Source organism: Streptomyces griseus, assembly GCF_900460065.1.
Lineage (GTDB): Bacteria > Actinomycetota > Actinomycetes > Streptomycetales > Streptomycetaceae > Streptomyces > Streptomyces griseus.
The window spans coordinates 332,913-348,013 of the sequence record NZ_UAVD01000025.1; the positions used below are offsets into that span (position 1 = coordinate 332,913).

Annotated in this window: 10 protein-coding genes; 3 read left to right on the forward strand and 7 right to left on the reverse strand. The window is 73.7% G+C overall.

What is annotated here, in order from left to right; genetic code table 11:
• Positions 1–2: 2 nt before the first annotated feature.
• The 3 genes from DTB53_RS13715 to ftsE all read right to left on the reverse strand — a co-directional run bounded on the left by DTB53_RS13715 (position 3) and on the right by ftsE (position 2,920).
• Positions 3–1,190, reverse strand: coding sequence for a S41 family peptidase (locus DTB53_RS13715; protein WP_012380692.1), 1,188 nt, complete (start codon positions 1,188–1,190; stop codon positions 3–5).
• 68 nt (positions 1,191–1,258) lie between these two features.
• Positions 1,259–2,176 (reverse strand): permease-like cell division protein FtsX, encoded by a 918-nt coding sequence (gene ftsX, locus DTB53_RS13720; protein ID WP_003968788.1) that lies wholly within the window; start codon positions 2,174–2,176, stop codon positions 1,259–1,261.
• A gap of 54 nt (positions 2,177–2,230) precedes the next feature.
• Entirely contained in the window at positions 2,231–2,920 is a 690-nt protein-coding gene (ftsE, locus tag DTB53_RS13725) for a cell division ATP-binding protein FtsE (protein ID WP_003968787.1), read from the reverse strand.
• 259 nt (positions 2,921–3,179) lie between these two features.
• On the opposite strand from ftsE, the gene DTB53_RS13730 reads away from it, so the two are divergent.
• Positions 3,180–3,380 (forward strand): hypothetical protein, encoded by a 201-nt coding sequence (locus DTB53_RS13730; RefSeq protein WP_003968786.1) that lies wholly within the window; start codon positions 3,180–3,182, stop codon positions 3,378–3,380.
• A 223-nt stretch (positions 3,381–3,603) separates the two neighbouring features.
• Here DTB53_RS13730 and DTB53_RS13735 read toward each other — a convergent pair whose 3' ends face one another.
• From DTB53_RS13735 to DTB53_RS13750, 4 genes are all read right to left on the reverse strand, one after another.
• Positions 3,604–4,476, reverse strand: coding sequence for an LPXTG cell wall anchor domain-containing protein (locus tag DTB53_RS13735; RefSeq protein ID WP_012380691.1), 873 nt, complete (start codon positions 4,474–4,476; stop codon positions 3,604–3,606).
• A 334-nt stretch (positions 4,477–4,810) separates the two neighbouring features.
• Complete coding sequence (gene prfB, locus DTB53_RS13740) at positions 4,811–5,917, reverse strand: peptide chain release factor 2 (RefSeq protein ID WP_003968784.1); 1,107 nt, start codon at positions 5,915–5,917, stop codon at positions 4,811–4,813.
• A 115-nt stretch (positions 5,918–6,032) separates the two neighbouring features.
• Positions 6,033–7,277, reverse strand: coding sequence for a serine/threonine-protein kinase (locus tag DTB53_RS13745; protein WP_003968783.1), 1,245 nt, complete (start codon positions 7,275–7,277; stop codon positions 6,033–6,035).
• A 182-nt stretch (positions 7,278–7,459) separates the two neighbouring features.
• Positions 7,460–9,127 (reverse strand): serine/threonine-protein kinase, encoded by a 1,668-nt coding sequence (locus DTB53_RS13750; RefSeq protein WP_012380690.1) that lies wholly within the window; start codon positions 9,125–9,127, stop codon positions 7,460–7,462.
• 505 nt (positions 9,128–9,632) lie between these two features.
• Between DTB53_RS13750 and DTB53_RS13755 the strand changes: the two genes are divergently transcribed.
• Both DTB53_RS13755 and DTB53_RS13760 read left to right on the forward strand, forming a co-directional pair.
• On the forward strand, positions 9,633–13,349 hold the full coding sequence (locus DTB53_RS13755; protein ID WP_012380689.1) for an FHA domain-containing protein: 3,717 nt from the start codon (positions 9,633–9,635) through the stop codon (positions 13,347–13,349).
• Positions 13,350–13,661: 312 nt separating this feature from the next.
• Positions 13,662–15,026: an ABC transporter substrate-binding protein gene (locus tag DTB53_RS13760; protein WP_042497043.1), complete on the forward strand. Its 1,365-nt coding sequence runs from the start codon at positions 13,662–13,664 to the stop codon at positions 15,024–15,026.
• Positions 15,027–15,101 lie beyond the last annotated feature (75 nt).

Here is a 15,101-nt window from a genome sequence, read left to right on the forward strand (position 1 = left end):
CACTACGACCCACCCCCGAGGCCACTCAATACCGTCTCGGCCCGCTGCTGGGCCCTCTCGCCGGCCACGACGTCGGGCGTGATGCCCCTGCCGTCCACGCTCCGGCCGGCCGGCGTGCGGTAGTGGCCGACGGTCAGCTCGGCCACCGAACCCCCCGGAAGCTCGCTGGGCATCTGCACGGAGCCCTTGCCGAAGGTGGGCGAACCCACGGTGACCGCGCGGCCCCGGTCCTGGAGCGCACCGGTCAGCAGCTCGGCGGCGCTCATCGTGCCGCCGTCGACCAGGACGACGACCGGCCGGTCCGTGTCGCCGCCCGGATCCGCGTACAGGGCCTGCTGCTCCCCGCGCACGTCGTACGTGGCGACCAGGCCGCCGTCCAGGAAGGCGGAGGCGGCGACGACGGCCTCGGTGACGAGTCCGCCGGAGTTGGCGCGCAGGTCGAGGAGTATCCCGGCCCCGTCGGGAGCGTCACGGACCGCCTCCCGGACATCGGCCCCGGCCCCCTTGGTGAAGGCGGCGACCTTGACCAGGACCGCCGGCGACGGCCCGGCCTCCAGCCGCCGCACGGTGACCGCCTCCGTGGTCAGCCGGGCCCGCCGGAGGGTCTCGGTCCAGCCGCGGCCGTCCCGGACCAGGCCGAGCTCCACCCGGCTGCCCTCGGCCGCCCCCGTACCGTCGCCGCGCAGCAGCGCCACGACCTCCGCGACGGGACGCTTGCCGACCGCGCGGCCGTCCAGGGTGCGCAGCCGGTCCCCGGCGCGGATACCGGCCCGGTCGGCGGGACCGCCGGCCTGCACCCGGGACACGGTGACGTCGCCGCGGCCGGTGCGCCGGGCGGAGAGCCCGACGCCGGTGTAGGAGCCGTCCAGCGCCTGCTCGAACTCCTCGTACTCCCGCTCGTCGTAGACCGCGCCCCAGCGGTCGCCGCTGCGGCTGACGACCTCCTCGGCGGCGTCCTTCGCGGACTTCCCGTCCGCCTCGGCCTCGGCCGCCGCGTCCTCGATCTCCTGCCGGTCGACCGGGGCCACGGTGGAGGAGACGGCACGCGTCTGCGGCCCGGCCCCGGAATCGGACTCCCGCGGCAGCGAACCGGTCGCGGCCCCGGTGGCGAGCGCACACCCGAAGGCCAATGTCAGGACCGCCCCGCGGCAGAGGCCGCGGGGCCGGAAGCGGTGCGAACAACCCGACATGACGCCGAGTCTAGGACAAGCCCCCTGGGGCGCACGGACACTTGCCCGTGCGCCCCAGGGGGCACATGTCACACCTTCAGGTACTTGCGCAGCGCGAACAGAGCGGCGACGGCGGGCATCAGCAGACCGATCGCGAGCACCAGCGGGAGCTTGGTGAGGACCGCGTCCCAGCCGATGAAGTTGATCACGAGCAGCTTGTCCTGGAGCGCCAGACCGGCGTCGATCAGGAAGTAACGGCCGCCGAGCAGCATGGCGCAGGCCAGCACGCCGCCGATCAGGCCGGCGACGGCCGCCTCCATGATGAAGGGGGCCTGGATGTAGAAGCCGGAGGCTCCCACCAGGCGCATGATGCCCGTCTCCCGTCGCCGGCTGAACGCGGAGACGCGCACGGTGTTGACGATCAGGATCAGCGCGATGACCAGCATGAGGATCATCACGTAGACCGCGACGAGGTTCATCCCGTTCATCAGCTCGAAGAGTTGGTCCAGGATGGAGCGCTGGTCCTGGACGGACTGCACCCCGTCCCGCCCCGCGAAGGCCGTGGCGACGACCTTGTACTTCTGGGGGTCGTCCAGTTTCACGCGGAACGACTCCTGCATCTGGTCGGGCGTGATGTTGCCCGCCATCGGGGAGTCGCCGAACTGCTCCTGGTAGTGCTTGTACGCCTCGTCGACCGTCTCGAAGTGGACCGTGTCGACGGCGTCCATCTTCTCCAGATCAGTCTTGATCAGGTCCTTCTGCTCCTTGGTGACAGCCCCCTTGGCGCACTTGGGCGTCTCCTTGGCGTCGTTCTTGTTGCAGAGGAAGATCGAGACGTTGACCTTGTCGTACCAGAAGTCCTTCATCGTGCTGACCTGTTCGCGCATCAGCAGCGCGCCACCGAACAGGGCGAGCGAGAGGGCGACGGAGACCACGACGGCGAAGGTCATCGTGAGGTTGCGGCGGAGACCGACGCCGATCTCCGACAGGACGAACTGGGCGCGCATGGCGTCCTTTCAGTACTCGATGCTCGAAATGCTCGAGGGGCCGGAGCCCCTCGTTCAGTGCTGGTAGCCGTAGACGCCGCGTGCCTGGTCGCGTACGAGACGGCCCTGCTCGAGCTCGATGACGCGCTTGCGCATCTGGTCGACGATGTTCTGGTCGTGGGTCGCCATGATCACGGTGGTGCCGGTCCGGTTGATCCGGTCCAGCAGCTTCATGATGCCCACCGAGGTCTGCGGGTCGAGGTTGCCGGTCGGCTCGTCGGCGATCAGCAGCATGGGGCGGTTCACGAAGGCGCGCGCGATGGCCACGCGCTGCTGCTCACCACCGGAGAGCTCGCCGGGCATCCGCTCCTCCTTGCCGCCGAGGCCGACGAGGTCGAGGACCTGGGGCACGGCCTTGCGGATCTCACCGCGGGGCTTTCCGATGACCTCCTGCGCGAAGGCCACGTTCTCCGCGACCGTCTTGTTGGGCAGCAGGCGGAAGTCCTGGAAGACCGTCCCCAGCTGGCGGCGCATCTGCGGCACCTTCCAGTTGGACAGCCGCGCGAGATCCTTGCCGAGCACATGGACCATGCCCGTGCTGGCGCGCTCCTCGCGCAGGATCAGTCGCATGAAGGTCGACTTGCCGGAGCCGGAGGACCCCACCAGGAAGACGAACTCACCCTTCTCGATGTCCAACGAGACATCGCGCAGAGCCGGTCGGGTCTGCTTCGGGTAGGTCTTGGAGACGTTGTCGAATCGGATCACGGATGCACCACGGTCGGCCGGGAGTAGGTGAGCGTGACCATACGCGAACCGGGCTCGCACGTGCAGGCAGCGTCCGCCAATGTGCGTTTTGTGACGGATCGCCCCCTGGAACGAAACGGGTCGTGCCGGACCTTGTCCGGCGGGCCGCGCCGAAATCGCCGCGAGCTGGCACAGTGGTGGGGGGAACGGTTGCGTTTCCGTGAGCGTTGTGCGGAGAGAAAGCCGCAAGCGGCTCCGCCGCGCGGGAGGAGGAAAGCGCATGACCTACGACCGACTGGTGTGCGCGAACTGCGCGTCCCCCGTCAGTGAGGGCCGCTGCCGCGTCTGCCGTGCCGTGCGGCAGCAGATGCTGGAGGAGCAGGGCCAGGGCCCGCTGGCCGGGATGAGCCCGGCCATGCTGATCGCCCTGATGGTGGTGCTGCTGACCGCGCTCGCGCTGCTGGCGCACCAAGCGGCCTGATCCGGCCCGCGGCGCCCTCCGGGGCCGCCCCGCACAGCCCCTTCGGGACCGACAGACGTTTGCGTACGGCCGCCTGAGCGGTTCGGGCGCGCGGAAGGGCCCGGGAGGCGTCGTACGCCCTCCCGGGCCCTTCTTCATGCTGTGCCGTGCCGCGCCGGGGGGCCGATGTGCGCCCGCTCCGCGTCGGTACGGTCCCCCGCGGGCCCGGGGGCCCGCCGCGGACCTAGGCGACCGTGCGACCGCCGCCGACCAGGCGGGGCAGGATACGGAAGCCGATGCCGCCCGCGATCATCGTCGCGGCGCCGATGACCAGGAAGGTCGTCTCGGCCGCACCGGTCTCGGCGAGCTCTTCCTTGCCCTTGCTCTGCTCGACCGGCTTGTTGCCGACGCTGTCGGTGTCCGTGTTGTCGGTGCACTCGGCGCCGTCGAGGTCCACGGTGCAGCCGGCGTCGTCGCCACCGGTGGTGGAACCGCCGCCGGTGGTGCCGCCCTGGTCGCCGCCGGTGGAGCCCGTGGAGCCGGTGGAGCCGGTGGAGCCGGTGGAGCCGGTGGAGCCGGTGGAGCCCGTGGAGCCCGTGGAGCCCGTGGTACCCGAGGTCCCGTTGGTACCCGAGGTCCCGTTGGTGCCCGAGGTGCTGGTCTCGCCGGTGGTCTCACCCGTGGTGGTCTCACCGGTCGTCGAGGTCTCGCCGGTGGTGGACGTCTCGCCGGTGGTGGACGTCTCGCCGGTGGTCTCGCCGGTCGTCGAGGTCTCACCGGTCGTAGAGGTCTCACCCGTGGTGGACGTCTCACCCGTGGTCTCGCCCGTGGTGGTCTCACCGGTCGTCTCGCCGGTGGTCGTCTCACCCGTGGTCTCGCCGGTGGTCGTCTCACCGGTCGTCTCGCCCGTGGTGGTCTCACCCGCCGCGCCGCCCGAGTCGACCCCACCCGGGTCGCCATCGCCCAGGGGACCCGTCTGGACCTCGACCTCGGCGACGCCGGTGTCGACGCCGATGCCGATCGCCTGCGCCGCACCGGCCGCGGTCAGCGAGGCACCCGCGGCGATGACCGCACCAGCGGCGATCCGCGCGACGCGAATACGCGTCTTCTTCGTCATGTGTTGCTACCCCCAGTAGCCGATCTCGTCAGTGGAGCAGCCATATGCGGGTCGCGGCCGGCCCTGCGGGGAATCGCCTCGGCAAGGCCACGTCGTGTCGTGGTCACCCCGCCAGCCCCCCGGTTCACACCCGTCCCAGACATACGCATGCTGCTCTAGCACCCTGGCCAGAGTTAAGGATTACGTCAAGGCCGTTCCGTTGCGCTAGGCACCGTTATGGGGGTTCTTGACGGCTATTCAGAAGCCGGACTGTGACGCATCGGGCACAGGTCCTCCGCAACGGCGGAAGGCCCGGACAGTCGCCTGTCCGGGCCCGTCATCCGTACCGCCGAGGCTACTTCTCGCTCTGCTTGCGCCAGCGGATGCCGGCCTCGACGAAGCCGTCGATCTCGCCGTTGAAGACCGCTTCGGGGTTGCCCATCTCGAACTCCGTACGCAGGTCCTTGACCATCTGGTACGGGTGCAGGACGTACGAACGCATCTGGTTGCCCCAGGAGTTGCCGCCGTCGCCCTTGAGCGCGTTCATCTTCGCCTGCTCCTCCTGGCGGCGGCGCTCGAGGAGCTTCGCCTGGAGGACGTTCATCGCGGACGCCTTGTTCTGGATCTGCGAGCGCTCGTTCTGGCAGGAGACGACGATGCCGGTGGGCAGGTGGGTCAGACGGACCGCGGAGTCCGTGGTGTTGACGCCCTGTCCGCCGGGGCCCGAGGAGCGGTACACGTCCACGCGCAGCTCGGACTCGTCGATCTCGATGTGGTCGGTCTGCTCGACGACCGGGAGCACCTCGACGCCGGCGAAGGACGTCTGGCGGCGGCCCTGGTTGTCGAAGGGCGAGATGCGGACCAGGCGGTGCGTGCCCTGCTCGACGGAGAGGGTGCCGTAGGCGTACGGGACCTGGACGGCGAAGGTGGTCGACTTGATGCCGGCCTCTTCCGCGTACGCGGTCTCGTAGACCTCGGTCTTGTAGTTGTGCTGCTCGGCCCAGCGGAGGTACATGCGCTGGAGCTTCTCCGCGAAGTCCGCGGCGTCGACGCCACCGGCCTCGGCCCGGATGGTCACCAGGGCCTCGCGCGCGTCGTACTCGCCGGAGAGGAGCGTGCGGACCTCCATCTCGTCCAGCGCCTTGCGCACCGACTCCAGCTCGGCCTCGGCCTCCGCCTGGGCGTCGGCGTCGCCCTCGTCGGCGGCGAGCTCGAAGAGGACTTCGAGGTCGTCGATGCGACCGCGCAGGGTCTCGGCCTTGCGGACCTCGGCCTGGAGGTGGGAAAGCTTGCTGGTGATCTTCTGGGCCGCCTCCGGGTCGTCCCACAGGGACGGCGCCGCAGCCTGCTCCTCGAGCGCGGCGATGTCCGCCCTCAGCGCATCCAGGTCCAGGACGGCCTCGATCGACCCCATGGTGGAGGAGAGGGACTTCAGCTCTTCGGAAATATCGACGACTGCCACGGGTCCAGCGTAACGGCTGGGCGGATGAAGCTTGCCCTCGCCCGGAAACCGGATGCCGGTCGCGGACCGGGACGAGGGTTCCCCCAGGCTCCGCGAAGCGGGCGTCCGCCGCCTCCTACGGGGTCGCCGGCGCCGAGTTCTCGCTGTCCTGGGGCGCCGGGCCGTCGTCGCCGCCGCCGGTGGCCAGCAGGCCGCCGACCACGACGGCCGCGCAGAGGGCGAGCGCGGCGACACCGAGGGTGATGCGGCGCTTGCGGACGGCCGCCGCCTTGTTGCGGGCGGAGCCGGGCCGGGGCCTGCCCGGGGCGCGGGGGGCGCGGGCCGTCCCGAGGGGTCCGCCCGCCAGCTCGTCCGGGGCGGGGACGCGCATGCTCGTGTGGGTGTCCCGGTTGGAGTCGGGAGCGGAGCCCGGCACCAGCGGGACCGCGCCGCGGCGGCGGGGCTCCTCGGCGGCCGGGGTGTACTGCTGCTCGTCGTAGGCGGCGGGCTGGTCGCTCTCCTCCGGGCCCGGCTCGTCCACTTCCAGCGGGGGTATCCCCGCCAGCAGGGGCAGCAGGTCGCGCAGCCGTGCGGCGAGCTCCGAGGCGCGCAGCCGGGAGGCGGGGGCCTTGGCCAGGCACTGGACGAGGAGCTGCCAGAGTTCCTCGGGGATGCCGGGGAGCGGGACCACGGTCTCGGTGACGTGCCGGCGCAGGACCGCGCCGGGGTGGCCGCCGCCGAAGGGCGTGAATCCGGCGAGCAGCTCGTAGAGCACGGTCGCCAGGGCGTAGATGTCGACGGCGGCGCGCGGCGGGAGCCCTTCGACGATCTCGGGGGCCAGGTAGTCCGGCGTACCGATGATCTTCGTGGCCTTGGTGCGGCGCGGGGTGTCGATCAGTTTGGCGACGCCGAAGTCGGTGAGCAGGGCCGGGTGCGCGCCGCCGGGGCCGAGCGGGCCCTCCATGTCGAGCAGGATGTTCTCCGGCTTGACGTCCCGGTGGACCACGTGGGCCTTGTGCGCGGCGGCGAGCCCGTCGGCGACGTCCGCGATGATCGCGACGGCGGCCTCGGGTGCGAGCCGGCGTTCGCGGTCGAGGCGGGTGCGCAGGTCGGTGCCGCGCACGAGGGTCATGACCAGGGCGAGGTCGTTGCCGTCCACGACGAGGTCCCGGACGGCGACCACGTGCGGGTGGACGAGTCCGAGCAGGGCTGTGCGCTCCTGTACGAAGCGGCCCACGAGCTCCTGGTCGGACGCGAGGTCCTCACGGAGCAGCTTGATGGCGACCGGGCCCTCGGGCCCTTCGCCGAGCCATACCGTGCCGGCGCTGCCGCGCCCCAGGATCTGGTGGGCCGTGTACCGGCTGCCGATATTCCGTGCCAAGACTGCTCCCTCAGCGGCTGGCGGTGGACCCCCGGTCGACAAAGTTACGCGGCGTTCGGGGTGTCACGCGCCCAGGATGGCACCGACCTTCACTTCTCCGGGCGGAATGGGCCCGCAGAAGTCGACAAAGGGACCGTGTTGCCGGCCCGGGGGCTCTCCTGCTCCCGGGCCCGTCCGGCGGGTCAGGCCCCGCCCGAGCTGCCGGTGCTCTCGCCGACCTTGGAGATCCAGTCGGTGACCGTGCCGATGGCGTCGCCGATCGCTTCCCAGTAGCCCTTGCCCTGGGCGACCCAGTCCTGGAGCGGGGTCAGCTCCCAGATGAGCCAGCCGGCGACGATCAGGAGGATCAGCGTGAACAGACAGCCCTTGAGGCAGCCGAGTCCGGGGATGCGCATCGGGTTGGCGCTGCGCTGCCTCGGCGGTCGCGGCTCGCGCGGCGGGCGCGGGGCCGGCTGCTGGGGCTGCTGCGGCTGCGGGGGCGCGTACTGCTGGCGCTGCGGCTGCTGCGGCTGCTGCGGCTGCTGGTAGCGCTGAGGCTGCTGGGGCTGCGGTGGGTACTGCTGGTGCTGCGGAGACGGCTGGCGGCGCTGGGGCGGCTGCTGCTGGTGCGGCGGCTGCTGGCGCTGGGGGCGGCGGCGCAGCGGGTCCTGGCTCGGGTCGAGGTACTGGACCTGGGTCTGCTCGTTGCGGTCGCGGGCCGCCTGGAGCTGTGACTGCCAGGGGTGCGGCCCGTCCGGCTGCGGCGGCCCGTCGGGGCGCTGCGGGACGGGCGGCAGGACGGCGGTCGGGTCGGCGTGGCCGCCGCCGGGGCCCTGGCCGCCCGGGCCGCCGGTCTGCTGGAAGACGCTGGTGGGGGCGGCGGGATCGTAGGAGGGCGCGTTGCTCGGCAGCACCTGCGTGGGGTCGGCCGCGCCCGGGGTGTCCGGGACCGCGGTGGGCGCCGGGTCGGGGGCGAGCAGGGCGCCCACCCCGTCGGCGGCGGCGATCTGGGCGGAGTTCGCGTGGACGCCGATGCCCGCGGCGACCGTACGCAGGCCGCGGGCCAGGTTCTCGGCGCTGGGCCGCCGGTCCGGGTCCTTGCTCAGGCAGCGCTCTATGACCGTCCACAGCGGGGCCGGGACGTTGGAGGGGCGGCGGGGCTCCTCGCTGAGGTGCCGGTGCAGGACTTCGAGGGCGGTGCCCCCGGCGAACGGCGGGCGGCCGGTGACCAGCTCGTACAGCAGGATGCCCGCGCCGTAGATGTCGACGGCGGAGGTCTGCGGGCGGCCCTCGGCGGACTCCGGCGCCACGTAGGCGGGGGTGCCGACGAACTCGTGGGTCCGGGTCAGGCCCGGGGAGTCGGCCAGGCGCGCGATGCCGAAGTCGGTGAGCATCGGGTGCATCTGGCCGTCGCGCTCGTCGACCAGCACGTTGGCCGGCTTGAGGTCGCGGTGGACGACGCCGTCGGCGTGGCTGGCGGCGAGCGCGTCGGCGATCTGCGCGGTCAGCAGGGACGCGGCGACCGGGGTGAGCGGGCCGTTCTCGCGGAGGTAGCGGTGCAGGTCGGGGCCGTCGATCAGGTCCATCACCAGGGCGAGGAGATCGCCCTCGACGACGAGGTCCCGGGTCCGCACGATGTTGGGGTGCGTGAGCCGCAGCAGGACGGAGCGCTCCCGCAGGAACCGCATCACGACATCGGCGTCGTTGGCCAGCTCCTCCTTGAGGACCTTGATGGCCACGGTCTCGCCCGGCTGACCCGCGACGGCTGCCTCGGCGCCCGCGGTCTCCCGCTGGCGGGCTCGCCAGACGGTGCCCGTGGCGCCGCGTCCGAGCGGCTCCTCGAGCAGGTACTTGCTGCCTACCGGCCGCACGTCATGCGCTCCCTGCTGATCGTGGTGCTTGCGGTCCCCCGGGGGTCTTGTCCGCTCCCCGGGCCCGTCCGAATGTTCCGGCCCACTGTAGTGCCGCCGAACGGGGCACCGGGGGCTCACGTTTCGGGGGAAGACGCGCGGACCGGGCGGAAGGTTGCCGCACGGCTGATCAGGGGCCGGTCGGACGTTCGGCCGGGGGAGCGGAATTCCGTCCGGCAGCCGCCCGCCGCCCGGCGGGCAATCGCCGTGAAACCCGTCCGAGCGGCGGGATCCGGACGCAAGCAGGCACTTTTGCGCCCACAGCCGACCATTCAAGATCATTTAAAGGTGACCGCCGGGCGTGTTGTCAGCGGCAGGTGCGAGGATGCCTCCAGCACGGATCTGCGAGGTCGGAGTCTCGGGGTACGTGACGACCTGTACGGACGACGTGTCCGTGCCGGGTGGGGGGAATCACAGGGCGTTTCCCCTGCCGGGCACCCCCGCGCAGAAGGGACCGCTGACGGCGATGCAGATCCGGCTGACCGTCCTCGCGCCGCGCAGCGGCCAGACCCCGGCGCGCACCTGCGACGTGCTCGTCACCGCACCCGCCGGAACGGCGCTGGCCGCCGTCGCCTCCCAGCTGGCCTCCGCCGTGGCGGGACCCGAGAGCTCCCAGGGCGGCGGCGCGATCGTGTTCTTCGCCGGTCGGGAGCGGCTCGACGGGCACCGCGTGGCGCTGGGCGAACCGCCGCTGGTGGACGGCGCGGTCCTCTCGCTCCAGGTCCCCGGCGACGACGAGGCGACGGACGATCCCGTCCCGGCCCGGCTCCACGTGGTGGCGGGCCCCGACGCGGGCGGCGTGCACCTGCTGCACGGCGGTCAGATCCGGATCGGCCGCTCCGCCGACGCGGACGTCCCGCTCGACGATCCGGACGTCTCCCGGCTGCACTGCGCGGTGACGGTCTCCGACGACGGCCGGGTCTCGGTCGTCGATCTCGGGTCGACGAACGGCACCTCGCTGGACGGCGTCGAGGTGCGTGAGCGGCCGGTCCGCCTCGCCCCCGGCGCGCTGCTGCGGCTCGGCGAGTCCGCCCTCCGCCTCACGACGGGCTCCCGCCCGGCGACGCTCCCCACCGCGCCGGACGGCGAGGGGCACCTGCGGGTGGCCCGCGCGGAGACGGCGGCGTCCGGCCAGGTCACCGGCGGGTCCCTCCCGGCGCAGACCCCCGGCCCCGGCGGCCGGGGTCACGGCGCACCGGCCTCCCCGCTCCCGGCCTCCGGAGCCGCCCCGGCGTCCGCCGGGCCCCGGGGCGGCCCCGGAGCCCCGGGTTCCGCCCTCGACGAGGCCTCCTGGCCCGAGGACGCCGAGGACGGGTCCGGCGCGTATCCGGGACAGGGCGCCCCTGCCCACGGCGAGGAGTTCACCGGCGCCCCGGCGCCCCGGCGCGGCATAGGGGCGTGGGCGAGGCGGCTCAAGGGCGGCGCGAGGGGCGAGCAGGCGGCGGGCCCGGAGACCGGCGCCGGGCGGCGGGGCGAGGCGTACGACGCCTCCAGCACCCCGGCCGGACCCGACGGCCCGACACCTCCCGGATCATCGGCGTACCGGTCGTCGGCGGCCGGATCCGGCGCGTACGGCCCCGGGGCGGGGTCCCCCGACGAGCCGGGCGGCTCCCCGGACCCGTCCGGTGGCCCGTCGGGGGCCGGGCACCTCGCCTCGCCCGCCTCTCCCGGCTCCCCCTTCTCCGCGCTGCCCAGCGCCCCCGAGGGGACCTGGCCGGATCCGGCGGCGGTGCTGCTGACCGCGCTGGGCCCCGGGCCCCGGCTCTGGGAGCGCCACCCCGAGCACCCGGAGGCGCTGGTGGTGCGGCTCGGCACGACCGACCGGGCCGAGGTGCCCGCCGTGCCGGTGACCGTGGGGCTGCGGGAGGCCGGTTCGCTGGGGCTCGCCGGTCCGCGCGCCCGGCTGGCGGGTCTGGTCCGCGCGACGGTGGCGCAGCTCGCCGCGCTGCACTCCCCGTTCGACCTGGAGATCGTCCTGGTCTCCACGGACCGCGCCCGCCCGCTGGAGGAGCGGCGGCGGGAGTGGTCCTGGCTGGGGTGGCTGCCGCATCTGCGCCCGACGCACGGACAGGACTGCCGGCTGCTCCTCGCCTACGAGCGCGAGCAGGCGGAGGCCCGTACGGCCGAGCTGGTCCGCCGCCTCGACGAGGGCCCGCTGGGTCCCGGCTGGCCGCATCTGGACCGGGCGACGGTGGCCGAGGCCGCCCGCGCCCACACGGGTCCGCACACGGTGGTCGTCCTGGACGGCGACCCCGGTACGGCGTTCCTGCGCGAGACCACCGCGCGGCTGGCCGGGGCGGGCGCTGCGGCCGGGATCCATCTGATCTGCCTGGCCGAGACCCCGGCCGCCTCCCCCACCTCCCCGGTGGCGGCGACGTACGAGGCCGCCTGCCGGGCCTCCATCGCCTTCCGGGAGTGCGGGGCGGTCGCGATGCTCAGCGGAGACGTGGCCACGGCGCTGCGGCTGTTGCGGACGGCGGGCGGCCGGGCGGCGGGGCACGGGACGGTGGCCGCGGTGGACGCGGTGTCGGCGGCCTGGGCCGAGCGGTTCGCGCGGGCCCTGGCGCCCCTGCGCGAGGAGGGCTCGGCCGCGCTGGCGGGCCGCCCCACGACCGCGGCGCTGCCGCCGTCCGCCCGGCTGCTGGACGAGCTGGGCCTGGCCCGGGCGACGCCGGCCTCGCTGATGGCCCGCTGGGCGTCCACGGCGGAGGCCCAGCCCGGTGCCTCGGCGCCCCGGACCGCGGCGGCCCCGGCGCCCCGCCAGGAGCTGGACAGCCCGAACTCCGGGCGCACCCTCAGCGCGGGCCCGCGCGTCGGCCCGCAGCGCACCGCCGCCTCCTCCCACCGCGACTCCGGCCGTACGCCCTATCCGGCCGCGGGCGCCCCCGATCCGGACCGCACCCCCTACCCGCCGCTGGACGCCCGCGACTCCGGGCGCACCCCGTACCGGACCCACCGCTCCGACCCGGACCGGACGCCCTATCCCCCGCTGGACGCCCCCGGCTCCGGGCGCACCCCGTATCCGGGCTCCCAGCGTGTCGGGCCGGGGCAGGCGTCCGGGGCCGGATCCGGGGAGCGGGCCGACACCACGGCCTCCGGCGGCGGGGCCGCGCCCCCGGCCGGCGCCGCCCACTCCGGCCGCCCGGTCCTCGTGCTCGGGGCGGGCCCCCGGGGGCCCCTCAGCGTCGATCTCGCCGACGAGGGGCCGCATCTGCTGATCGAGGGGCCGCCGGGCAGCGGCCGGACCGAGCTGCTCCGGGCCGTCGCCGCCTCGCTGGCCTCCGCCGCCCGGCCCGACCGGCTCGGCATCCTGCTCGTCGACGGCGCGGGAGGCGAGCAGGGGGAGCGCTGCGAAGGACTGCTTCCCTGTACGGAGCTGCCGCACGTCTTCACCCACCTCGTGGCGTGCGACCCGGTCCGGATGCGGGAGTTCGCACAGGCCCTGGGCGGCGAGCTGAAGCGGCGCGCCGAGCTGCTCGGCGATCTCGACTTCGCCGCCTGGCACGAGCGGCACGCCCGGCAGGAGGGCCCGCCGCGCATCGTGGGCCAGCGTCCGCCGAGCGGCGCCGAGCGGCGGGGCGATCTGGACTCCCCGGCCAGCGGCACCCTGCGGTTGCGGCCCGCCGCCCGGTCGGGGGACCCGGGCCCGTCGCCGCTGCCCCGCCTGGTCGTCCTCGCCGACGACTTCGACGCGCTGGTCGCCCCGTCGCTCGGCAGTCCCGGCCGGCCGGCCGCCGGTTCGGTGGTGCGGGCGCTGGAGGCGGTGGCCCGGGACGGCGGGCGGCTCGGGGTGCACCTGGTCGCCACCTCCGCGCGCCCGGACCGCACCGAGGACACGGAGCTGGCCCGTGGGGCCCGGCTGCGCATCGTGCTGGACGCCCCGGTGCTGCCGCCGTCGCCGGACGAGCCGGCTCCCGGCCGGGGCCGGCTGGGGCATCCGGACGGCCGGGTGACGCCGTTCCAGGGGGGCCGGGTCACCGGCCGTATCCCGCGTACGGCGACACTGCGGCCCACCGTCGTCCCGCTGGAGTGGGAGCGGATGGGCGATCCGCCGACCCGGCGACCGGTGCGGGAGTTGGGCAACGGGCCGACCGACCTGGCCCTGCTCGCCAGTGCGCTGGAGCGCGCGGCCCGCTCGGTGAACGCCGAGCGGCTGCCGGCACTGGTGCCGTTCCCGGCCTGACGCGACCCCCGGCGCGACCACCCGCACGCTCGCTGGGGCGGCCACCCGCTCGGTCGCTCGCACGGCCTCCGCGCGGTCGCTCGCACAGCCGTCCCCGCCGCCCGGCCCGGCCGTGTTTCGTCGCGCTCCTCCCCCTGCCCCGGCAGGCTTCCGACATGCCCTGACATGACGTCACGAGGCGATCACGATCGGCCTGTTGGGACCTGCGGCGGTATTGCGGGGCCCGTTCGCCCGGCGTAGGACTGTGCGCACGGACGACGTAGTCCGGGCATGCGGACATGGCCGGACGCGTACAGAAGAGACGGGGCAGGAATGCGCACAACCTTCTCGATACGCAGGGCCGCGGTCGTGTTCACGGCGGTCGGCGCTCTGGCGCTCACCGCCTGCGGAGGCGACGGTGACGGCAAGAAAGAAACGGACGACGGCTCCGCCAAGGGCACGGACAGCGCGTCCACGGTGGAGCTGCCGAAGCTGGACGGGGAAACTGTCTCCGTCGCCGCGGTCTGGACCGGACCCGAGCAGGAGAACTTCACCAAGGTGCTGGACGAGTTCGAGAAGCGTACGGGCGCGAGCGTGACCTTCGTCCCGGCGCAGGACCCCATCATCAACTTCCTGGGTACCAAGATCGCGGGCAAGCAGCCGCCGGACGTGGCGATGATCCCGCAGGTCGGCGCGATCCAGCAGGCCGCCGCGAAGAAGTGGGCCAAGCCGGTCGGAGCCGAGGCGAAGGCCCAGCTCGACAAGAACTACGCGAAGGTCTGGCAGGACCTCGGCGCGGTGGACGGCACCCAGTACGGCGTGTACTTCAAGGCCGCCAACAAGTCCCTGATCTGGTACAACGCCGCCGCGTTCGACAACGCGGGAGCGAGCGAGCCGAAGACCTGGAAGGACTTCCTGACGACCGCGGAGACCGTTTCCGCCTCCGGCGTCACGCCGGTCTCGGTGGGCGGCGCGGACGGCTGGACCCTGACGGACTGGTTCGAGAACGTCTACCTCTCCCAGGCGGGGCCGGAGAAGTACGACCAGCTGGCCAAGCACGAGATCCCGTGGACCGACCCGTCCGTCACGGACGCGCTGACCACGCTGGCCGGGCTGTGGGGGAAGCCGGAGCTGATCGCGGGCGGCGCGGACGGGGCGCTCCAGACGGAGTTCCCGGCCTCGGTGACCCAGACGTTCACCGGGGGCGACCAGCCCAAGGGCGCGATGGTCTTCGAGGGCGACTTCGTCTCCATCAACATCGCGCAGACCGAGGCGAAGATCGGCACGGACGCCAAGGTGTTCCCGTTCCCGGCGGTCGGCGCGGACTCCCCGGTGGTGACCGGCGGCGACGCGGCGGTGGCGCTGAAGGACACCAAGGGCGCGCAGGCGCTGCTGACCTGGCTGGCGTCCTCCGACGCGGCGGAGATCTGGGCGAAGGCGGGCGGGTTCATCTCCCCGAACAAGGGCCTGGACCTGAAGGCGTACCCGAACGACGTGCAGCGCACGATGGCCCAGGCGCTGATCGACGCCGGTGACGACGTCCGGTTCGACATGTCCGACCAGGCCCCGCAGTCGTTCGGCGGGACGCCCGGTAAGGGCGAGTGGAAGATCCTCCAGGACTTCCTGAAGAACCCGAAGGACATCGCGGGGACCCAGAAACAGCTGGAGTCCGAAGCGGCCAAGGCGTACAAGAGCTGACGCCGTGACGACAGCGACCGCGGGGGGCGCCGGTGCGGCGCCCCCCGCCGACGACACGCATCCCCGTCCGTCCCC